This is a genomic window from Embleya sp. AB8, assembly GCF_049739465.1.
In the GTDB taxonomy this organism is placed as follows: domain Bacteria; phylum Actinomycetota; class Actinomycetes; order Streptomycetales; family Streptomycetaceae; genus Embleya.
In genome coordinates this window covers 136,698-161,457 of record NZ_JBMHHY010000003.1, presented here as the reverse complement: position 1 = coordinate 161,457, position 24,760 = coordinate 136,698, and the positions used below count along the sequence as shown (strand labels likewise).

General features: G+C 73.6%; 1 protein-coding gene. It reads left to right on the top strand.

Features of this window, described 5'->3' with window-relative positions; genetic code table 11:
* Positions 1-523 precede the first annotated feature (523 nt).
* Positions 524-24,757: an SDR family NAD(P)-dependent oxidoreductase gene (locus ABIA38_RS05505; protein WP_424637267.1), complete on the top strand. Its 24,234-nt coding sequence runs from the start codon at positions 524-526 to the stop codon at positions 24,755-24,757.
* Positions 24,758-24,760: the final 3 nt, after the last annotated feature.

Here is a 24,760-nt window from a genome sequence, read left to right as displayed (position 1 = left end):
CGAGCGGGCGGCGACACCGGGTGCGGATCGGCCCGGAACAGTCGCGCGGACCAACGGAATCGAACACCACAACGACCGGGCGGCGTCGAGCAGGCAGCGACGCCGCCCGGTCGCATTTCCGATGATCGGATCGCACACCAAAAATCGGCCGAAACGATGCGCTCGGGTGCCGCGATGCGTGTAACCGGCAGGTAAGACACAGGTGAAGGACGGCGTAGGGCCGAAGTATCGGAAGCATCGAGCGGGTTCACGGCACGGCCCACGCGCCGGCGTGACAAGGCGTGCGCGCTCGGTGTGTGGACGGTGTGATTAACCCTTTCGGGTCGGTGAACAGGCAGGTCCGGGTCGGCTGCGGGAAAGGCCGCCGGGCCAATACACCACCGGGCGTGCCCGATTCAACCGGAGCCTTCCGTTCGAGGGTCTTGGGCCGGAATTCGTCTCTTGCGTCCTGTCGACCCGTTACCCCAGTGTGTTGATCCGTGTTCATCCGTGTACCCAACGTATGCAGGTCATGGAGCGGGGAATGACTGAGTTCGACATCGACGGCCATCCCGCGCGCCCGAACCCGGAAGACGCCGTGGCGATCGTCGGCATGTCGTGTCGGGTCCCCGGGGCCGACGGGCCGGCCGAGTTCTGGGATCTGCTGTGCGCCGGGCGGGACACGATCACCGAGGTGCCGCGGCAGCGCGTTAACCCGATCGAGGCCGGCGCCCGAACGGCGCGCGGACCGCGCAGGGGCGGATTCCTCGACGCGGTGGACCGGTTCGACCCGGCGTTCTTCGGCATCACGCCGGGCGAGGCCACGCTGATCGATCCCCAGCAGCGGCTGATGCTCGAACTGTGCTGGGAGGCACTGGAACACGCGGGCCTGCCGCCGGCCCGGCTCCGAGGCAGCGGAACCGGAGTGTTCGCCGGCGCGATCTGGGACGACTACGCCACACTGCTGCGCCGGGCCGGGGTCGCGGCCGGCCCCCGGTACGCCACCGGCCTGCATCGCAGCATGATCGCCAACCGGGTCTCGTACACGCTGGGCCTGCGCGGACCGAGCATGACCGTGGACGCGGCGCAGTCCTCGTCGCTGGTCGCGGTACACCTGGCCGGCGAGAGTCTGCGTCGGGGCGAGTGCGCAGTGGCCCTGGTCGGCGGGGTCAACCTCGACCTGGTACCCGACCAGGACGGCGACGCGGCCAAGTTCGGCGGTCTGTCGCCCGACGGGCGCTGCTTCACGTTCGACGCCCGCGCCAACGGCTACGTACGCGGCGAGGGCGGCGCGGTACTGGTACTGGCACCGCTGTCCCGGGCACTGGCCGAGGGCCACGTGGTGTACGGCGTGATCCGCGGCAGCGCGATGAACAACGACGGTGGCGGCGCGGGGCTCACCGCCCCCGATCCGCAGGCCCAGGCCGAGGTGATCCGACTGGCCTGCCGGCGGGCCGGGATCACCGCGAGCGCCGTGCAATACGTCGAACTGCACGGCACCGGCACCCCCGTCGGCGATCCGATCGAGGCCGCCGCGCTGGGTGCGGCACTGGGCGCGGACCGGCCGGTCGAGGAACCGGCGTTGGCCGTCGGCTCGGTGAAGACCAACATCGGCCACCTGGAGGGCGCGGCGGGCATCGTCGGGCTGCTCAAGACGGTGCTGGCGATCGGCCATCGGCGGCTGCCGGCCAGCCTGAACTTCGCGACGCCGAACCCGGACATCCCGCTCGCCGAACTGCGGTTGCGGGTGCAGGACGTCGCGGGGGACTGGCCTCGGCCGGACCAGCCGTTGATCGCCGGGGTGAGTTCGTTCGGGATGGGCGGAACGAACTGCCATGTGGTGGTGGCGCAGGCGCCGCTCGTGGGCGACCGGGTCGAGTCGACGTCGGCGACTTCGCCGGCGTTGCCCCCATTGCCCGCATTGCCCGCATTGCTCGCAATGCCGGCGTTGCCGACTTCGCCGCCGGAGCCCGTGGCCGAGCCGGTGCCGTCGATCGGCCCGGGCGCGGTGCTCGTTCCGGTGTCCGGTGCCACGCCCGAGGCGCTTCGCGACCAGGCCGCGCGTCTGCATGCGCACCTGCGGCACCATCCGGACGCCGCCGCGCTGGACCTGGGCTATTCGGCGGCCACCACCCGGACCACCTTCGACACCCGCGCGGTCGTACTCGCCCACGATCACCCCGAACTCCTCGCCGGACTCGACACGTTGCGCGGATCCGGGCTCGACCCGAAAGTGCTGCGCACCGACGCCCGGCCCGGGCGGACCGCCTTCCTGTTCACCGGGCAGGGCAGCCAGCGACCCGGGATGGGCCGCGAACTGTACGCCCGGCACCCGGTGTTCGCGGCGGCCCTCGACGCGGTCTGCGACGGGATGGACGCGCATCTGGAACGGCCGCTGCGCGACGTGCTGTTCGCGGCGGCCGACACCCCGGACGCGGCGCTGGTACAGCGCACCGAGTACACCCAACCCGCGCTGTTCGCGGTGGAGTCGGCGCTGTACCGGCTGTTCACGCACTGGGGGGTGACACCGGATCTGCTGCTCGGGCACTCGATCGGCGAACTGTGCGCGGCCTATGTGGCCGGCGTGTGGTCGCTGCCGGACGCGTGTGCCCTGGTCGCGGCTCGGGGGCGGCTCATGCAGGCGCTGCCCGGCGGTGGGGCGATGGTGTCGCTGCGGGTGGCCGAGGACGAGGTGCTCGCCTCCCTGGAGCAGGTTGGTGACCGGGTCTCGATCGCCGCGGTCAACGGGCCGCTGGCCACGGTGATTTCCGGGGACGAGGACGCGGTCCTGGACGTGGCCGCCGGATGGCGGGACCGCGGTCGCAAGGTCACCCGGCTGCGGGTGGGGCACGCGTTCCACTCGCCGCGGATGGACCCGATGACGGCGGCGTTCGCCGACGTGGCCCGGCAACTCGCCCATCGGGCACCGACGATCCCCGTCGTGTCCAACGTGACCGGACGACCGCTGACCGCCGAGGAGGCGGGCTCCCCGGACTACTGGGTCGAGCAGGTCCGCCGGACGGTGCGTTTCCACGACGGTGTCCGGCGGCTGCGCGCGGACGGCGTAACGATCCTGGTGGAACTGGGCCCGGACGGCAGCCTGTCCGCACTGGCCCGGGACTGCCTGGCCGGCGCCGAGCGGGACGACGTGGCGACGATCCCGACCCTGCGGGCCGACCGGTCCGAGGACGACACGCTCACGGCCGCGGTGGGCCGGCTGTACGTCGAAGGTGTGGACCCGGACTGGGAGCGGGTGTTCGAGGGCCGGCAGGCGCGGCGGGTGGTGCTGCCGACGTACGCGTTCCAGCGCGAGCGCTACTGGCCGGGCGCGGCGATCCAGGTCGCGCCGGGGTCGGAGGTTCGGCCGCCGGCGTGGGCGGAGCGGCTCGCCGGACTGGCCGCGGCCGAGCAGCGGCGGGTGTTGCTCGACCTGGTCCGGGCACACGCGACGGCCGCCCTCGGGCCCGGCGCGACGACCGTGATCGAACCCGAGCGCACCTACCGCGCATCCGGCCTGGACTCGCTGGGCGCGGTCGAACTGATCTCCCGGCTGGCCCGGGAGATCGGCCTGGATCTGCCCGCGACCACCGTCTTCGACCACCCGACACCCGCCGCACTGGCCGAACACCTGCGGGTGCGCCTGCTCGACCTGCCCGCGCCGCGGGCCGCCCGGCCGGCGCCGGTCGCGGCCGGCGCCGACGAGCCGATCGCCATCGTGGCGATGGGCTGCCGACTGCCCGGCGAGGTGTGCTCCCCCGAGGACCTGTGGCGGCTCGCGGCGGACGGGGTGGACGCGATCACCCCGTTCCCGACCGATCGGGGCTGGGACCTGGACCGGCTTTTCCACGCGGATCCGGACCGGCCGGGTGCGAGCTACGTACGGGCGGGCGGATTCCTGGCCGGGGCGGGCGAGTTCGACGCCGAGTTCTTCGGGATCAGCCCGCGTGAGGCACTGGCCATGGATCCCCAGCAGCGGTTGCTCCTGGAGACCTCGTGGGAGGCACTGGAGCGGGCCGGCCTGGACCCGACGGCGCTGCGCGGCGATCCGGTGGGCGTGTTCGTCGGCGCCACCGCGCAGGAGTACGGGCCGCGGATGCACGAATCCACCGACGGCTTCGCGGGGTTCCTGCTCACCGGCAACACCACGAGTGTGGCGTCGGGACGGATCGCCTACACGCTCGGGCTCGAAGGGCCCGCGCTGACGGTGGACACCGCGTGCTCGTCCTCGCTGGTGGCGATCCACCTGGCGGCCCGCTCGTTGGCGAGCGGGGAATGCACCCTCGCGCTGGCCGGCGGCGCCACCGTGATGGCCGGGCCCGGGATGTTCGTCGAGTTCGCCCGGCAGCGCGGGCTGGCCCCCGACGGTCGGTGCAAACCGTTCTCGGCGGACGCGGACGGTACGGCGTGGGCCGAGGGCGTCGGCATGGTCGTCCTCGAACGACTGTCCGACGCGCGCCGGAACGGACACCCGGTGCTCGCGCTGCTGCGCGGCTCCGCGATCAACCAGGACGGGGCCAGCAACGGCCTCAGCGCGCCCAATGGGGCCGCGCAACAACGGGTGATCCGGGACGCCCTGGCCGCCGCCGGGCTTGGGCCCGAGGACGTCGACGTGGTCGAGGCGCACGGCACCGGGACACCGCTCGGCGACCCGATCGAGGCACACGCGCTGCTCGCGACATACGGCCGGGACCGCGCGGCCGACCGGCCGCTGCTGCTCGGCTCGCTGAAGGCCAACATCGGTCACACACAGGCCGCCGCCGGTGTGGCCGGGCTGATCAAGACGGTGCTCGCGCTGCGCCACGGCGCCGTGCCCGGCACCCCGCACCTGCGCGAACCGTCCCCACACGTGCGCTGGACGGACGGTGCGATCACGCTGCCGACGGCCACCACACCCTGGCCCACGACCGACCGCCCGCGCCGGGCCGCCGTGTCGTCGTTCGGGATCAGCGGGACGAACGCACATGTGATCGTCGAACAGGCGCCGGACGAGGTGGCGTTGCGGCTCGCCGAGGATCCGCTGGCCGAGTTCGGCGCCGATCGGGTCGATGTTTCCGGGGCGGGCGGCGGCACGGTCGCGGCCGGCGCGGAGGCGGGGGAGCCCGCTGCCGAGCGGTCCGGCCCGGCCCGCGGGCTCGATGTGGTGCCGCTGGTTGTCTCCGGGCGCAGCGAGGCCGCACTGCGGGGCCAGGCCGACCGGCTGGTTCGGGTGTTGGCGCGGGACGACGCGCCGGACGTGCGGGACCTCGGGTATTCGCTGTTGCGGAGCCGGAGCGGGTTCGAACACACGGCCGTGGTGCTGGCCCGTACGGGCGCCGATGCCCGGCTCGGGTTGACCGCGCTCGCCGCCGGGGAGCCCGCCGCCGAGCTGGTCCGCGCCCAGGCCTCGGGACGCGGCGCGACCGTGTTCGTCTTCCCCGGGCAGGGCACCCAGTGGCCCGGAATGGCGCTGGAACTCCTGGACACCGCACCGCCGTTCGCGGCGTCGATGCGCGCGTGTGCCCAGGCGCTGGCGCCGCATGTGGACTGGGATCTCCTCGACGTGCTGCGTGAACCCGGCGTGCCGGGGTTGACGCGCGTCGACATCGTGCAACCCGCGCTGTTCGCGGTGATGGTCTCGCTGGCCGAGCTGTGGCGCTCGGTCGGCATCGAACCGCAGGCCGTGGTCGGCCACTCGCAGGGCGAGATCGCCGCCGCGTACGTCGCGGGTGCGTTGTCCCTGGCCGACGCCGCCAAGGTGGTCGCGCTGCGCAGCCGGGCCCTGGTCGCGGTGGCCGGCAGCGGTGGCATGGCCTCGGTACCGCTGCCCGCCGAACAGGTGGCCGCGCTGCTCGCGCCCTGGGCCGGCCGGCTGGGCGTGGCCGCCGTCAACGGGCCCAGCGCCACGGTCGTCTCCGGCGACACCGAGGCGCTGGACACGTTCCTGGCCCGCTGCGCGGCGGACGACCTGCGGGCCCGGCGGATCCCGGTCGACTACGCGTCGCACTCCGCGCACATCGAGGGCATTCGGGACCGGCTCCGGACCGAGCTGGCCGACCTGACCCCGCGCACCGCCTCGATTGCGTTCTACTCCACCCTCACCGGTGGCCGACTGGCCGATACCGGCGTCCTCGACGCCGACTACTGGTATCGCAACCTGCGCCGAACGGTCCGCTTCGAACCGGCCGTTCGGGCCCTGAACGAGGACGGCTACCGGCTCTTCGTCGAGGTCGGCCCGCACCCCGTGCTCAAGATCGGCACCCAGGAGACGCTGGACGCGTGCGGCACCGGCGGCATCGCGATCGGCACCCTGGCCCGCGACCACGGCGGCCGGGACCGGTTCGCGCGCTCCGTGGCCGAGGCGATCGTGCACGGCGCCCGCCCCGACGCCGACGCGCTGTTCGCCGCCCCCGAGCGCGGCGTCCGCACCATCGCACTGCCCACCTACGCCTTCCAGCGCCGCCACTACTGGCTCACGCCGCCCCGACCGGTGGCCGGTGGGGCGGACGATCCGGGCCTGGAGCCGATCGTGCATCCGCTCCTCGACGCCGTGGCGGTGGACCCCGACGGCACGCTGATCGCGACCGGCCGGCTGTCCCTGGCGACCCGGCCGTGGCTGGCCGATCACGCCGTCGCGGACACCGTGGTGTTGCCCGGCACCGCGTTCCTGGACCTGGCCCTGCGGGTGGGCGAGGCGGCCGGTGTGCCGTACCTGGACGAACTGACCCTGGAAACCCCGCTCGTCCTGCCCGACCCGGGCGAGATACACGTACGAGTCGCGGTGGCCGCGGCCGACCAGGCCGGCAAGCGAGCGGTGACGATCCACTCCCGAAGCGGCGGGGGAGACGGGAACCGGCCGACCTGGGTTCGGCACGCGGGTGGCGTGCTCGCGGATTCGACGGTCGAGGAACCCGCCTTCGAATCGCCCGAGTTCGCCGTCTGGCCGCCGGCCGGCGCGACCCCGGTCGAGCTTGCCGACGCGTACCCGACGCTGGCCGGGCTGGGCTACGGCTACGGCCCGGCCTTCCGGGGCCTGCGGGCGGCATGGCGTGGCTCCGGGGGCGACCTCTACGCCGAGGTCCGGCTCCCCGACGAACTGCGCGAAAACGACCCGACCGACCCGGAGTTCCGGATCCATCCCGCGCTCCTGGACGCGGCGCTGCACCCGCTGCTGACCGGCGCGGAGCGATCCGCCGAGGGCCCGCGCATCCCGTTCGCACTGGCCGACGTGCGGCTGTACGCCACCGGGGCGACCACACTTCGGGTTCGGCTGCGGCCGACCGCCGACGGGGCCACGGCACTGGCCGTTGCCGACGGCCTCGGCGCGCCGGTGTTGTCGATCGGCGCGCTGACGCTGCGCGAACTGCCCGCCGATCGACTCGTCTCGGCGGACTCCGGCGCGCGCGGGGCCATGTTCGACCTGCGCTGGCTCACCGGCTCGGCCCGCCCCGGGCGTACCGTGCCCGGCCACGCGTTCATCGGCGACGACTTCGGGTCGGGCGGCGCCGAGGTGTACGCGAGCCTGGCCGATCTCGACGCCAGCGATGCGCCCTCGCCCGAACTGGTGTTCGCCGCCGTGCCCACCCGGACCGACGGCGACGTGTTGTCGGCCGCCCACGACAGTGCCCGGTGGGCCCTGGACCTGGTGCGGCGGTGGTTGGCCGGCGATCGGCCGGTCGAGTCGAGGCTGGTCGTGGTCACCCGTGGCGCGGTCGCCGCGCGGCCCGGCGATCTGGTCCCGGACCTGGCCGCCGCGCCCGTCTGGGGCCTGCTGCGTACCGCACAATCCGAACACCCGGACCGATTCGTCCTGATCGACCTGGACGACCCGGCCCGCTCCGGCCCCGCGCTGCTCGGCGCGGCCCTCGGCGGCGAGGCCCAACTCGCGCTGCGCGACGGCACCGTGCTGCTGCCCCGCGTCGTGCCCGCCACCGACCCGCCCGCCGGGACCGACACCCCGACCACCCGTCGGCCGCTCGACCCGGACGGGACCGCGCTGATCACCGGCGGCACCGGCACGCTGGGCGCCCTGATCGCCCGCCGACTGGTCACCGAACACGGCATCCGGCACCTGCTGCTGCTCAGCCGCGCGGGTCGCGACGCCACCGGCGCGCAGGCCCTGACGGCCGAACTCACCGCGCTCGGCGCCCGGGTGCGGATCGCCGCGTGCGACGTGGCCGACCGGGAGGCGCTGGGTGAGGTGCTCGCCGGCATCCCCGCCGAGCACCCGCCGACCATCGTGGTGCACACCGCCGGCGTGTTGGACGACGGCACGCTGCAATCGTTGACCCCGGACCGGCTCGACGCGGTACTGCGGCCCAAGGCGGATGCGGCCTGGCATCTGCACGAACTCACCCGGCAGGCGAACCCGGCCGCATTCGTGCTGTTCTCCTCGATCACCGCGATCACCGGCAACGCCGGCCAGGGTGCCTACACGGCCGCCAACACCTTCCTCGACGCCCTCGCCGCACACCGCCGCGCCGCCGGGCTGCCCGCCAACGCGCTGGCCTGGGGATTGTGGGCGCAGGGCAGCGGGATGACCCGGCACCTGGACGACACCGACCGGGCCCGGATGACCCGAGCCGGCGTCGCGGCGCTGGCCACCGATACCGGACTCGCCCTGTTCGACGCCGCGTTGGACCGGGACCGGCCGTACACCATCCCGGCCCGACTGGACCGGCGCGCCCTGCGTACCCCCGCCGCGACCGGCCTGGTGCCGGCCGTACTGCGTGGCCTGGTACCCACCCCGCCACGACGCGCCGCGACGCCGACCGGAGCGGACGACGTGCCCTCGTGGACCCGGCGAATCCGCGAACTCCCGGCCGAGCAGCGACAGCGGGCCCTCACCGACCTGGTGCGCGGGCAACTCGCCGCCGTGTTGGGCCACGACGAACCCGAACAGCTGGACCTGGAACGGGCGTTTCGCGAACTGGGCGTCGACTCGCTGACCGCCCTCGAACTGCGCAACCGGATCAACGCGTTCACCGGCCTGCGGCTGCCCGCGACCGTCGTCTTCGACCACCCCACCGGAACCGCCCTGGTGGCCCGGATGACGCGCGACGTGGTCGGCGCCGAACCGGCCCGGGCGGTGGTGAGTACGGCTTCGGCAGTGGCCACCGACGAACCGATCGCCATCGTCGGGATCGGCTGCCGCTATCCGGGCGGCGTGGCCGGCCCCGACGACCTGTGGCGACTGGTCGAGTCCGGTACCGACGCCGTCGGCGACTTCCCGGGCGACCGAGGATGGGACCTGGCGAACCTCTACGACCCGGACCCGGCGAAGGTGGGCAAGGTGTACACCCGCCAGGGCGGATTCCTCTACCCGTCCGGCGAGTTCGACGCCGAGTTCTTCGGCATCTCGCCGCGCGAGGCGGCGGCGATGGACCCGCAGCAGCGGCTGCTCCTGGAGACCTCGTGGGAGGCGTTCGAGCACGCGGGCCTGGATCCGAGGTCGCTGCGCGGCAGCCGGACCGGCGTATTCGCCGGCGTGATGTACAACGACTACGCCACCCGGCTACGCCGCGCCCCCGACGGCTTCGAGGGGCTGTTGCTGGCCGGCAACGTGGGCAGTGTCGTGTCCGGTCGGGTGTCCTACGCGCTGGGCCTGGAGGGTCCCGCGGTCAGCGTGGACACCGCGTGCTCGTCGTCCTTGGTGGCTTTACACCTGGCGGCGAACGCGCTGCGCTCGGGGGAGTGTGACCTGGCCCTGGCCGGCGGCGTGACGGTGATGTCGACACCGAACGTCTTCGTCGAGTTCTCCCGGCAGCGCGGTTTGTCGGCGGACGGCCGGTGCAAGCCGTTCGCGGCGGCGGCGGATGGCACCGGATGGGGGGAGGGCGTCGGCCTGTTGGTGGTCGAACGGCTGTCCGACGCGCGGCGCAACGGACACCCTGTGTTGGCGGTGCTGCGGGGTTCGGCGGTCAACCAGGACGGCGCCTCCAACGGTCTGACCGCGCCGAACGGCCCGTCCCAGGAGCGGGTGATCCGCGAAGCGCTGCGCAACGCGGGCCTGACGGCGGCGGATGTGGACGCGGTGGAGGCACACGGGACCGGCACCACGTTGGGCGATCCGATCGAGGCGCAGGCGTTGTCGGCGACCTACGGGCAGGATCGGGCGGCGGATCGGCCGCTGTGGCTGGGTTCGATCAAGTCCAACATCGGACACACTCAGGCCGCCGCCGGGGTCGCCGGAATCATCAAGATGGTCCTGGCGATGCGGCACGGCGTACTGCCCGAGACGTTGCACCTGGACGCGCCGTCGCCGCATGTGGATTGGACCGCAGGCCGGGTCGAACTGCTGGCGGAGCGCCGGGCGTGGCCCGAGGTGGGCCGGGTGCGGCGGGCGGCGGTGTCCTCGTTCGGGATCAGCGGGACGAACGCGCACGTGATTCTGGAGCAGGGTCCGGACGCGCCGGATCCCGTGCGTGCGACGGTCGTTCCCGGAGTCGGCGGCGTGCTGCCGTGGGTGTTGTCGGCACGGTCCGGGGCCGGCCTGCGGGCGCAGGCGGCGCGGTTGCGGGAGTGGGTGGCCGCGCACCCGGACGTCGACCCGGTCGATGTGGGGTGGTCGCTGGCCCGGGAGCGGTCGGTGTTCGAGCGGCGGGCCGTGGTGAGTGGTCGCGATCTTCCCGAACTCACCGCCGGATTGGCGGAGTTGGCGGCCTCAGAGACTGCCGGGACCGCCGAGACGGATGGCCGACCGATGCTCTCGGGTGTCGGTCCGGTGTTCGTGTTCCCGGGGCAGGGGTCGCAGTGGGTGGGGATGGCGGCGGAACTCCTCGACACCTGCCCGGTGTTCGCGGCTGCGGTGGCGGAGTGTGCGGCGCTGCTGGATCCGTTGGTGGCGGACTGGTCGCTGCTCGAGGTGTTGGCCGGTGGGTCCCCCGCGCTGTTGGAGCGGGTGGACGTCGTGCAGCCGGTGTTGTTTGCGGTGATGGTGGGGCTGGCCCGGTGGTGGGAGTCGGTCGGGGTGCGGCCGGGTGCGGTGATCGGTCATTCGCAGGGGGAGATCGCGGCTGCGCATGTCGCCGGGTTCCTTTCGTTGGCGGACGCGGTTCGGATCGTGGTGCTGCGGAGTCGGGCGCTTCGGGAGATCGCGCGGTCGGGCGGCGGCGGGATGGTGTCGATCGGGGTGTCCGCCGAGCGGGCCCGGGAGTTGGTCTCGGGTGACGAACGGCTGTCCCTGGCGGCGGTGAACGGGCCTTGGAGTGTGGTGCTTTCGGGCGACACCGAGGCACTGGCCGACGTGGTGGCCGGGTGCGAGCACGATGGTGTGCGGGCCCGGTGGATCCCGGTCGACTACGCGTCGCACTCGGCGCGGATGGACGTGGTTCGGGACGAGTTGGCCCGGGCGTTGGCCGGGGTCGAGCCGCTCGATGGTCGGGTGCCGATGTACTCGACGGTCGGCGGGGCGTTGGTCGCCGATCCGGCCGAGCTCGGTGGGGCGTACTGGTTCGAGAATCTGCGCCGGACCGTGGAGTTGGAGACGGCGGTCGGTGCGGCGGTCGCGGGCGGGCACGCGGTGTTCGTCGAGTGCAGTCCGCACCCCGGTCTGGTGGTGCCGATCGGTGACACGTTGGCGGAACTCGGCTCCAACGGCGTGGTGTTGGAGACCCTGCGGCGGGACGAGGGTGGCTCCGATCGGCTGGTCGCCGCGCTCTCGGCGGCGTTTGTGGCCGGTGTCCCGGTGGACTGGGCCGGGCTGCTGCCGGGGCGGCACGTGGCACTGCCGACGTATGCCTTCCAGCGTCGCCACTATTGGCTGCTCGACGGGCAACAGGCGGGCGATCCGGCCGGGTTGGGGCTCGTCGCGGTCGACCACCCGCTGCTCGGCGCGGCGGTCGGCTCGGCGCGCGGTGGGGATCTGCTGTACACCGGGCGATTGAGCGCGGCCACCCATGGGTGGCTCGTGGACCACGCGGTGTTCGGCTCGGTGCTCGTGCCGGGCACGGCGCTCGTGGAGCTGGCGGCGTGGGTCGGCGCCGAGGTCGGCGCGCCGATCGTGGACGAACTGACCTTGCAGGCGCCGCTGGTGTTGCCCGAGGACGCCGGTGTCCGGCTCCAGGTCACGGTCGGCGCGGTCGATTCGGCCGGGCAGCGGATGCTGGAGATCCACTCCCGGCCGGAGCACGCACCCGCCGAGCAATCTTGGACCCGGCATGCCACCGGCGCGCTCGGGACCAACCCGCCCGCCGCGTCGGCCGGGCCGCGGGCCTGGGCCGACTGGCCGCCGACGGAGGCCGAGGTGGTCGATCCGGCCGCCGTCTACGACCGGCTCACCGAGCACGGCTACCGGTACGGGCCGATCTTCCGGGGGCTGCGGGCCGCGTGGCGGGGTGCCGGCGGCGAGTTCTTCGCCGAGGTCGCGCTGCCCGAGGAGGCCGGCCGGGACGCGCACGGCTTCGAGCTGCATCCGGCGCTGCTGGACGCCGCGTTGCACGTGGCCGCCGCCGACGCGGTCGCCGAGTCGGGGACGACACTGCTGCCGTTCGCCTGGACCGGCGTGGCACTGCACGGCACCGGCTCGGCCGTATTGCGGGTTCGGCTGCGGCGGATCGGGTCTGCGGCGCTGTCGGTCGAGATCGCCGACGACGCGGGCCGGCCGGTGCTCGATGTCGCGTCGTTGGCGCTGCGGCCGGTGGCCGCCGAGCAGTTGGCACCGGCCGGTGACCCGGGACGCGAGTGGCTGTATCGGCTGCTCTGGGAGGCGGCCCCGGAGCCCGCCCCCGGCCCGGACCCGCGCTGGGCGGTGCTCGGCGATTCGGCGTCGGGCGTGGCGCTCGCGGCGACCGGGGTTCGGCTCGCCGAGTATGCCGATCCTGCCGCGATCGACCCGGCCCAACCGGCGCCGGAGGTGGTCCTGTTCGAGTGCCCGCCGGTGGTCGGCGAAGCGCCCGCCGAGGTGGCCGGTGCGGTGCACGCGGTGCTGGACGTGCTGCGGTCTTGGGCGGCCGAGGAACGGTTCGCCGAGTCGCGCCTGGTGATCCTCACCCACGGCGCGGTCGACACCGATGCGCAGGACGAGGTCACCGCCCCGGCGCACGCGGCGATCTGGGGACTGGTCCGGGTCGCCCAGACCGAGTATCCGGGGCGGTTCGTGCTGGTCGACCTCGACCACCCCGGCTCGGTCGGGGCGTTGCCCGCCGCGCTGGCAACCGGCCTGCCACAGACGGCGATTCGGGACGGCGTGCCATTGGTGCCCCGATTGGCGCACACCGAGCCCGAGTTGACGCCACCCGCGCCGACCTCGGCGGACCCGTGGCGGCTCGAGTCCGGGGCGGCCGGCACCCTGGACGACCTCGCGGTGACGCCCTATCCGCCGGCCCGCGCGCCGCTGGCTCCCGGGCAGGTACGGGTCGCGGTGCGGGCGGCGGGGGTCAACTTCCGCGATGTGCTGATCACGCTGGGCATGTATCCGGGCCGGGCGGTGATCGGCGCGGAGGCGGCCGGCGTGGTGATCGAGGTCGCGCCGGACGTCGAGACGTTGACTCCGGGCGACCGGGTGATGGGCCTGTTCGACGGTGCGTTCGGACCGGTCGCGGTCGCGGATCGGCGGATGTTGGCCCGGATTCCGGCCGGCTGGTCGTTTGCCCGGGCCGCATCGGTGCCGGTGGTGTTCCTGACCGCGCTCTACGGGCTGCGCGACCTGGCCGGGCTGCGGTCCGGCGAATCCGTCCTGGTACACGCCGCCTCGGGCGGGGTCGGGATGGCCGCCGTGCAACTGGCCCGGCACTGGGGTGCCGAGGTGTACGCGACCGCGAGCCCGGCCAAGTGGGCCACCGTCCGCGGGCTCGGCATCCCGGACGAGCGACTCGCCTCGTCCCGGGACCTGGCCTTCGAGCAGCGCTTCGCGCGGGCCACCGAGGGCCGTGGGGTGGACGTGGTGCTGAACTCGCTCACGGGTGAGTTCGTGGACGCCTCGCTGCGTCTGCTGCCCGGGGGCGGCCGGTTCGTCGAGATGGGCAAGACCGACATCCGCACCGACGGCATTCCGGCCGACGTGCACTATCGGGCCTTCGACCTGATCGAGGCCGGACCGGACCGGATCGCCGAACTGTTCGCCGAACTGGTCGACCTGTTCGAGCGTGGCGCCCTGCACCCGCTGCCGATCCGCACCTGGGACATCCGCCGGGCCCGCGACGCGTTCCGCTTCCTGGGCCGGGCCCGGCACGTGGGCAAGGTGGTGCTGACCCTGCCGCAACCGCTCGCGGCCGACGGCACGGTGTTGATCACCGGCGGCACCGGGACCCTGGGCCGCCGGCTGGCCCGGCACCTGGTCACCCGCTGGGGGGTGCGTCGGCTGCTGCTGACCAGCCGCTCCGGTGCGCAGGCGCCGGGTTCCGACGAACTCATCGCCGAACTGGCCGAGTCGGGCGCCCGGACGGCGATCGTGGCCGTCGACGCGGCGGATCGCCCGGGGATGGCCCGGGTGTTGGCCGCGATCCCCGCCGAACACCCGCTCACCGCAGTCATCCACGCCGCCGGCACGCTCGACGACGCGCCGCTGGACGCGCTCACCCCCGACCGGGTCGACCACGTACTGCGGGCCAAGGTGGATGCCGCGATCAACCTGGGCGAACTGACCCGGGACGCGGACCTGTCCGCGTTCGTGCTGTTCTCCTCGGTGGCCGGCGTACTCGGCGTGGCCGGCCAGGCCGGATACGCGGCGGCGAACGCGTTCCTGGACGGCTTCGCCCGGCAGCAGCGGTCCCGGGGCATCCCGACCACGGCGCTCGCCTGGGGCCTGTGGGCCGAACGCAGCGGGCTGACCGAACACCTGGGCGCCGGCGAGCTGAAGCGGCTGGCCCGGGCCGGCCTGGCGCCCATCCCGACCGCCCAGGGCCTGGCCCTGTTCGACGCGGCCTGGCAGGCGGACGAGGCCGCGCTGATCCCGGCTCGCCTGGACCTGCCCACACTGCGCGCCCAGGCCGCGACGCAGCCCGTACATCCGCTGCTGCGCGACCTGGTCGGCACGGCGCCCGACCGGGCGCGGTCGGCGGGGACCGGCGCGCTGCCGTGGGCCCGCCGACTGGCCGCCGCCACGCCGCCCGAGCGGCTGGGCCTGGCGCTGCGTCTGGTCCGGGCCGAGGCGGCCGTGGTGCTCGGCCACGACTCGACCGAGGCGGTCCGGGCCGAGGCCGGTTTCCGCGACCTCGGCTTCGACTCGCTGACGGGCGTGGAACTGCGCAACCGGCTGGCCGGGGCGATCGGTTCGCGACTGCCGTCGACACTGGTCTTCGACTTCCCGACACCGCTCGCGCTGGCCGGGTTCCTGGTCACCGAGGTGGTCGGGGCGGCGCCCACCGGAGCGCCCACGGCCGCCGGTGTCGCGTTGCCGACCACCGCGGATCCCGTGGTGATCGTGGGGATGGGCTGCCGCTTCCCGGGCGGGGTCGGCTCGGCGGCGCAGTTGTGGGACCTGGTGACGGCCGGCGGGGACACGGTCGGCGCCTTCCCGACCGATCGCGGCTGGGACGTCGAGTCGTTGTTCGATCCCGATCCCGAACGGGCCGGCAAGAGCTATGTCCGGACCGGCGGATTCCTGGCCGGCGCGGCCGAGTTCGACGCCGAGTTCTTCGGCATCTCGCCGCGCGAGGCGCTGGCGATGGATCCACAGCAGCGGCTTCTGCTGGAAACCGCGTGGGAGACATTCGAACAGGCCGGCATCGATCCCACCTCGCTGCGCGGCAGCCGAACCGGCGTCTTCGCCGGGATGAGCGGACACGACTACGCGCCCACCGGATCCCGGATGCCCGCCGGTCTGGAGGGCCACCTCCTGACCGGGAACGCGGCCAGCGTCGCGTCGGGTCGGGTGGCCTACACGTTCGGCCTGGAGGGGCCGGCGGTGACGGTGGATACGGCGTGCTCGTCGTCGCTGGTGGCACTGCATCTGGCGGCGAACGCGCTGCGGTCCGGGGAGTGTGATCTGGCCCTGGCGGGTGGCGTGACGGCGATGTCCACGCCGGACTTCTTTGTCGAGTTCTCCCGGCAGCGCGGCCTGTCGCCGGACGGCCGGTGCAAGGCGTTCGCGGCGGGCGCGGACGGGATGGGCGCGGCCGAAGGGGTCGGCCTGCTGCTGATCGAGCGGTTGTCGGACGCGCGGCGCAATGGCCATCCGGTCCTTGCCGTGGTGCGCGGTTCGGCGGTGAACCAGGACGGCGCGTCGAACGGCCTGACCGCGCCGAACGGCCCGTCCCAGCAGCGGGTGATCCGCGAAGCGCTGCGCAACGCGGGCCTGACGGCGGCGGACGTGGATGCGGTGGAGGCGCACGGGACCGGCACGGCGCTGGGTGATCCGATCGAGGCGCAGGCGTTGTTGGCGACGTATGGGCAGGATCGGGCGGCGGATCGACCGTTGTGGCTGGGATCGGTGAAGTCGAACATCGGGCACACCCAGGCGGCGGCCGGGGTCGCGGGCGTGATCAAGATGGTGTCGGCGCTGCGGCACGGGGTGTTGCCGCGCACGTTGCACGTGGACGCGCCGACGCCGCACGTGGATTGGACGTCCGGCCGGGTCGAATTGTTGACCGACGAGCGGCCGTGGCCGGAGACCGAGCGGGCGCGGCGGGCGGCGGTGTCGTCGTTCGGGATCAGCGGGACGAACGCGCACGTGATCCTGGAACAGGGTCCCGACACACCGGATCCCGTGCCCCCGACAGTCGCCCCGGGACTCGGCGGCGTGTTGCCGTGGGTGTTGTCGGCGCGCTCCGGGGCCGGTCTGCGGGCCCAGGCGACGCGGTTGCGGGACTGGCTGGCCGCGCACCCGGACGCCGATCCGATCGACGTGGGCTGGTCGTTGGCGACGGGCCGGGCGGCGCTCGACCACCGGGCGGTGGTCCGGGGGCGAAACGCGACGGAACTGGGCCGTGCGGTCGCGGAGTTGGCCGCCGCCGACGTGGTCGACGGCCCGCCGACGATCGGTGCCGTCGCGGCGACGGGTCCGGTGTTCGTATTTCCCGGGCAGGGGTCGCAGTGGGTGGGAATGGCGGCGGAACTGCTGGACACCTGCCCGGTGTTCGCGGATGCGATGGCCGAGTGTGCGGCAGCGCTGGATCCGTTGGTGGCGGATTGGTCGCTCCTTGAGGTGTTGCGCGGCGAGGGCGGGGAGTCGGCGGAGCGGGTGGATGTGGTCCAGCCGGTGTTGTTTGCGGTGATGGTGGGTTTGGCGCGGTGGTGGGAGTCGTGTGGGGTGCGGCCGGGTGCGGTGATCGGGCATTCGCAGGGGGAGATCGCCGCCGCGCATGTCGCCGGGTTCCTGTCGCTGGAGGACGCCGTACGGATCGTGGTGCTGCGGAGTCGGGCGTTGCGTGGGGTTGCGGCGTCGGGTGGCGGGATGGTGTCGGTGGGGGTGTCCGCCGAGCGGGCTCGTGAACTGGTGGCGGATGACGAGCGGTTGTCGTTGGCTGCGGTGAACGGGCCGGGAAGTGTGGTGCTTTCGGGCGATGTCGAGGCGCTGGCCGTGGTGGTGGCCGAGGGTGAGCGCGACGGTGTGCGGGCGCGGTGGATCCCGGTGGACTACGCGTCGCACTCGGCGCGGATGGAGGTCGTACGGGACGAGATCGAGCGGCTGTTGGCAGACGTCGCGCCGCAGACCGGTCGGGTGCCGATGTACTCGACGCTCACCGGTGCGCAGGTCACTGATCCGGCGCTGCTCGGTGGGGCGTACTGGTTCGAGAATCTGCGCCGCACGGTCGAGTTGGAGACGGCGGTCGGTGCGGCGGTCGCGGACGGGCATGCGGTGTTCGTCGAGTGCAGTCCGCATCCGGGCCTGGTGGTGCCGATCGGTGACACGCTGGAGGGCCTCGACGTTCCGCACGGCGTGGTCCTGGAGACGCTCCGGCGGGGTGCGGGTGGCCCCGATCGGCTGCTTGCCGCATTGTCGGCGGCGTTTGTGCGCGGCCTGCCGGTGGACTGGGCCGGGATGTTGCCGGGCCGGCGGGTCGAGTTGCCGACCTACGCGTTCCAGCGGCGCCGGCACTGGGCCGAGCCGACGACGGCCGCCGGCGGGGTGGGCTGGGGGCAGTTCGCGGTGGCACATCCGGTGTTGGGTGCCGGGGTCGATCTGGCCGGTGCGGCCGGGACGGTGTTCACCGGGCGGTTGTCGGCGGCCTCGCATACCTGGCTGGCCGAACATGTGGTGCTCGGCTCGGTGATCGTGCCGGGCACGGTATTCGTCGACCTGGCGCTGCGTGCCGGGGACGCGGTCGGCTGTGCGGCGATCGAGGAACTGACCCTGCATGCCCCACTGGTGCTGCCCGATGCCCTCGGCGTCCGGGTGCAGGTGACCGTCGGCTCGCCCGACCCGGCCGGCACTCGTGCGGTGGCGATCCACTCGCGGCCCGAGGACGCGCCGTCGGACGAACCGTGGACGCGGCATGCCACCGGGATGCTGACCGGCGATGTGGACGTCGACGAACCGGGCCCGGAATCGCCGATCTGGCCGCCGGCGGGCAGCGAGCCGGTGGATGTCGCCGAGGCGTATGACCGACTGGCCTCGGCCGGGTTCGAGTACGGTCCCACCTTCCAGGGCCTGCGAGCCCTGTGGCGGCGGGCGGGCGAGTTGTTCGCGGAGGTCGAACTCGCCGACGAGGCACGCCCCGACGCCGAGGGCTTCGACCTGCACCCGGCCCTGCTCGATGCGGCGGTGCATGCGCTGGGCGTGGCGTCGGACTCGGGATCGGGGTCGGGGTCGGTCGATCAGGCCCGGATCGCCTTTTCCTGGCGTGGGGTTCGACGGTTCGGGTCGGGCGCGACGCGGCTGCGGGTGTGGTTGGCGCCGGCGGGCGAGGACACGGTGTCGTTGCGGTTGACCGATGACGGTGGTCGGACGATCGGCGTGATCCGAGCGCTGACGGTGCGTCCGGTTTCGGCGGAGTTGCTGCGGCCGGCGGGTGTGCCCCGGCGTGACTCGTTGTTCCGGGTGGAGTGGCGGGACTCGGCGGCGGACGTGGGTGGCGGTGCCGTGCCGCGTTGGGCGTTCGCCGGTCCTGTCGGATCCGGTGCGGTGGCGCGATTGGCTGTGGCGCATCCGGATGTGCCGGTGTACGGGAGCCCGAGTGCGGCGGCTGCGGCCGGGGTCGACGTGGTGGTGATCGGCGTACCGGAGGATTCGGACGCACCGGTCGGGCGTACCCGGCGGGTGTTGGCGGATGTGTTGGCGGTGACGCGGGAGTTGCTCGGTGATTCCCGGTGCGCGGACACGCGGCTGATCGTGGTCACGTCCGGCGCGCTTGCCGTCGAGGCCGAGGAAGCCGTCTCCGACCTCGCGGCGGCTGCGGTGTGGGGGCTGCTGCGGTCGGCCCAGTCCGAGCATCCGGGGCGGTACACGCTCGTCGACCTGGACCGGGAGCCCGCCTCGGCGGCGGTCTGGCCCACGATCGTGGCCTCGACCGAGCCGCAACTCGCGGTCAGGGCGGGCGATCTGCGGGTGCCTCGATTGGCGCGGATGGTTCCCTCCGGGGTGTACCGGGAGCCGGTCGGGTTCGCCCCCGACGGGACCGTGTTGGTCACCGGCGCCACCGGTGGCCTGGGGGCGCTGGTGGCTCGGCATCTGGTCGCCGAGCACGGAGTTCGGCGGTTGTTGCTGCTGTCCCGGCGCGGTGCCGCCGCACCTGGCGCGACCGAGTTGGTCGCCGCACTGACCGAGCAGGGCGCACAGGTCCGGCTCGTAGCCTGCGACCTGGGCGATCGGGACGCGCTCGCCCACGAGTTGGCCCGGATCCCGGCCGAGCATGCGCTGACCGCGGTGATCCATACCGCCGGCGTGGTGGCCGACGCCACGATCGCCAACCTGACCGACGAACTGATCGACCACGCACTGCGGCCCAAGGCGGACGGCGCGCTGTACCTGCACGAACTGACCCGGGACGCGGAGCTGACCGCATTCGTGCTGTTCTCCTCGGGGGCCACCACCTTCGGCGGACCGGGCCAGGGCGGCTACGCGGCGGCCAACGCGTTCCTGGACGGACTGGCCCAGCACCGCCGGGCCCTCGGCCTGCCGGCCGTGTCGCTGGCCTGGGGTCTGTGGGCGGGTACGCAGGGCATGGGCGGGCGACTGGACGAGGCCGACCTGGCCCGCTGGGCGCGGACCGGTGCGCTGGCGATGCCGGCCGACGAGGCGCTGCGCCTGTTCGACCTCGCCCTGGGGCTGCCCGATGCCGGCTTGGTGCCGGCCCACCTGGACATCCCGGCGATGCGGGCCGACGCGGCGACGCGGCCCGCGCTGTTCCGGGAACTCCTCGGGACCGGCACGCGGCGGGCGGCGACCGGTGCGGCCGGACCGGCACTGGCCCGGCGGCTGGCCGGGCTGTCCCCGGCCGAGCGGCAGCAGGCGGTGCTCGACGTGGTGCGCACCGAGGCGGCGGGCGCCCTGGGCCACGACTCGGCGGCGGCGGTGGCGGCCACCCGTGCGTTCAAGGAGCTGGGGTTCGACTCGCTGACCGGTGTGGAACTGCGCAACCGACTGAACGGCGCGACGGGTCTGCGGTTGCCGTCGACGCTGGTCTTCGACTACCCGACACCGGCCGGCCTGGCCGGATTCCTGGTCGGCGAGCTGGTCGGCCGGTCGGCGGAGACAACGGTCGGTGCCTCCGTGGCGGTGGCCGGGGCGCCGGTCGCGGCGGCCGACGACCCGATCGTGATCGTCGGGATGGGCTGCCGGTTTCCGGGCGGAGTGGCCTCGCCGGAGGAACTGTGGCGGCTGCTTGCGGCGGGCGGCGATGCGATCGGGGACTTCCCGGTGGATCGCGGCTGGGACCTGGCGGGTTTGTTCGACCCGGACCCGGAGCGGCCCGGGAAGAGTTATGTCGCCTCGGGCGGATTCCTCTACGGAATCGGCGACTTCGACGCCGAGTTCTTCGGGATCTCGCCGCGTGAGGCGTTGGCGATGGACCCGCAACAGCGGCTGCTGCTGGAAACCGCGTGGGAGACGTTCGAGCGGGCGGGCATCGATCCGACCTCGCTGCGCGGCAGCCGGACCGGGGTGTTCGCCGGGGTGATCGACAACGACTACGGCTCGCGGCTGCACGACGTGCCGGACGAGGTCGAGGGATATCTCGGCTACGGCAGTTCGGCGAGTATCGCGTCCGGCCGGGTGTCGTATGTGCTGGGCCTGGAGGGGCCGGCGGTCAGCATCGACACCGCGTGCTCGTCCTCGCTGGTCGCGCTGCATCTCGCGATGCAGGCGCTGCGGTCCGGGGAGTGTGACCTGGCTCTGGCCGGCGGGGTGACGGCGATGGCGACGACCGAGTTCTTCGTCGAGTTCTCCCGGCAGCGTGGCCTGTCGCCGGACGGCCGGTGCAAGGCGTTCGCGGCGGGCGCGGACGGGATGGGCGCGGCCGAGGGCATCGGCCTGCTCCTGGTCGAGCGGTTGTCGGATGCGCGGCGCAACGGCCATCCGGTGTTGGCGGTGGTGCGTGGTTCGGCGGTGAACCAGGACGGCGCGTCGAACGGGCTGACCGCGCCCAATGGGCCGGCCCAACAGCGGGTGATCCGTGGGGCGTTGGCGAGCGCCGGCCTGGTGGCGGCGGATGTGGACGCGGTGGAGGCGCACGGGACCGGCACGACATTGGGTGATCCGATCGAGGCGCAGGCGTTGTTGGCGACGTATGGGCGGGATCGGGCGGTGGATCGGCCGTTGTGGTTGGGGTCGGTGAAGTCGAATATCGGGCACACCCAGGCGGCGGCGGGCGTCGCGGGGGTGATCAAGATGGTGCTGGCGCTGCGGCACGGGATGTTGCCGCGCACGTTGCACGTGGATGCGCCCACGCCGCACGTGGATTGGTCGGCCGGCCGCGTCGAGTTGTTGGCCCAGGAGCGGCCGTGGCCCGAGGGGGAGCGGGTGCGTCGGGCCGGCGTCTCGTCGTTCGGAATCAGCGGGACGAATGTGCACGTGGTGCTTGAGGAGGCGCCTCGGGAGGCGGCGGAGACGGTGCAGGCGGTCGTGGCGCCGGACGCGCCGGGGGTCGGCGGGGTGTTGCCCTGGGTGGTCTCGGCGCGGTCCGAGGCCGGATTGCGGGCGCAGGCGGCTCGGTTGCGCGACTGGGTCGCCGAGTATCCGGAGATCGACCCGGCCGGCGTGGCCAGGTCGTTGATCGTGGGCCGCACGGCGTTCGACCACCGCGCGGTGCTGCGGGGCCGGGATACGGCGCAACTGGCCGCCGGGCTTGACGAGTTGGCACGAGGTGAAACGGCGGCGGCGCTCGGTGGTCCGGCCGGGGCGGGCGCGGATCCGGTGTTCGTGTTCCCGGGGCAGGGATCACAGTGGGTCGGGATGGCGGCCGAACTCCTGGTCACCAGCTCGGTGTTCGCGGACGCGATGGCCGAGTGCGCGGCGGTGATGGATCCGTTGTCGAGCGATTGGTCGCTGCTCGACGTACTGCGCGATGGGTCGGCCGAGGTGTTGGAGCGGGTGGATGTGGTCCAGCCGGTGTTGTTTGCGGTGATGGTGGGTTTGGCGCGGTGGTGGGAGTCGTGTGGGGTGCGGCCGGGTGCGGTGATCGGGCATTCGCAGGGGGAGATCGCGGCTGCGCATGTCGCGGGTTTCCTGTCGCTGGAGGATGCGGTGCGGGTCGTGGTGCTGCGGAGTCGGGCGTTGCGTGGGGTTGCGGCTTCGGGTGGCGGGATGGTGTCGGTGGGGGTGTCCGCCGAGCGGGCTCGTGAACTGGTGGCCGGTGACGAGCGGTTGTCGTTGGCTGCGGTGAACGGGCCGGGCAGCGTGGTGCTTTCGGGCGATGTCGAGGCGCTGGCCGTGGTGGTCGCCGAGGGTGAGCGCGACGGTGTGCGGGCGCGGTGGATCCCGGTGGACTACGCGTCGCACTCGGCGTGGATGGACGAGGTCCGGGACGAGGTCGAGCGGTTGTCGGCGGAGGTGACGCCACGACCGGGCCGGGTGCCGATGTACTCGACGCTGACCGGTGCGCTGGTCACCGATCCGGCGCTGCTCGGTGGGGCGTACTGGTTCGAGAATCTGCGCCGCACGGTCGAGTTGGAGACGGCGGTCGGTGCGGCGGTCGCGGACGGGCACGCGGTGTTCGTCGAGTGCAGTCCGCATCCGGGCCTGGTGGTGCCGATCGGTGACACCGTGGAGGGACTGGGCGCGGAAGGTGCGGTGTTGGAGACGCTGCGCCGGGGTGAGGGCGGACCCGATCGGCTGGTCGCCGCGTTGTCCGCGGCGTTCGGGCGCGGGTTGTCGGTGGACTGGGCCGGGTTGTTGTCGGGGCCGCGCGTCGAACTGCCGACCTATGCCTTCCAGCGCCGGCGCTACTGGCTGGACGAGGGGGTACGGCCGGGGGATCCGGGCGGACTCGGGTTGACCCCGGTCGGGCATCCGCTACTCGGCGCGGCGGTCAGCCCGGCGGACGGGCGGGGGCGGTTGTTCACCGGGCGATTGGCGGGGGCGACCCATCCGTGGCTCGCGGATCACGTGGTCCTCGGCTCGATGATCGTGCCCGGCACCCTGTTTGTGGAGCTGGCGCTGTGGGTCGGGGCCGAGGTCGGATGTGCGGCCGTGGAGGAACTGACGCTGCACACGCCGTTGGTGTTGCCCGAGAGCGGCGGGGTTCAGGTACAGGTCACCGTGGACGGGCCCGATGCCGGCGGCGGGCGGGCGGTCGCGGTGTACTCCCGGTCGGAGGACGGGCCGGCCGACGAGGCGTGGACCCGGCATGCCGTCGGGACACTCGGCGTGGACGGCGGCGACTGCGGCGGCACCGACGCGCATTCCTGGCCACCGGCGGGGGCCGAGCCGATCGACGTGGGCGACTTCTATGCCCGGTTGGCGGAATCCGGGGTCGACTACGGACCGGCGTTTCGCGGGATGCGGGCCGCGTGGCGGCGCGGCGAGGAGTTGTTCGCCGAGGTCGGGCTGACGGCCGAGGAGGAGCGGGACGCGCATCGGTTCGGTGTGCATCCGGCGCTGCTCGACGCGGGCGTACAGACCCTGCGGGTGGATCCCGAGCGGGCCGACCCCGACGAGATTCGGGTGGCCTTCTCGTGGCACGGGGTACGGCTGTTCGCGCCGGGCGCAAGCCGGCTGCGGGTGTCGGCGGTGCCTGCGGGCGAGGACGCGGTGGCGCTGCGGGCGACGGACGAGGCGGGGCGCGTGGTCGCCTCGATCGAGTCGCTGACCGTGCGGCCGATCTCGGCCGACCAGCTGCGTTTGGCCGGCGGCGGGCGGGACGTGCGGAACGGATCGGGTGGGCCGCTGCTGCGCGACCGCTTGCGGGCCCGGAACGGACATCCGTCACCGCCACCCGCCGAGCCCGCCGCCGATGGGGAACTGCTGCTCCGCCGGTTGGCGGCGTTGTCCGAGGACGAACGTGAGCGGGAACTGGTCGGCCTGGTCCGGACCCAGGCGGCGGCCGTGCTCGGGCACCCCGGCACCTCGGAGATCGGACCCGAACGGGCCTTCAAGGAGGTCGGGTTCGACTCGCTCACCGCCGTGGAGCTGCGCAACCGGCTGAGCCGCGGCACCGGGGTCGGCCTGCGCTCGACCCTGGTCTTCGACTTCCCGACCCCCCGGAGCCTGGCCCGCCACCTGAACGGGCGGCTCGCCGAGGCAGCCTCCCCGGCCGGCCCGCTGCTGGCCGAACTCGACCGACTGGAAACCGAGTTGGACGCGGCCCTGATCGGGGTCGAGGCCCGCGACCGAGTGGCCGAGCGGCTGCGCCGGCTGCTGTCCCGCTGTACCCCGCCGGAAGAGACCACCCCCGCCGCCGGTTCGGACGTCGCCGCCGACGTCTCGGACGTGCAGTCGGCCACCGACGACGAGCTGTTCTCGCTCGTCGACCAGGGGTTCGAGTGACCC

Coding starts and splice junctions, on each gene's coding strand:
- ABIA38_RS05505 (WP_424637267.1), top strand. CDS start 524: ATGACTGAGTTCGACATCGACGGCCATCCCGCGCGCCCGAACCCGGAA.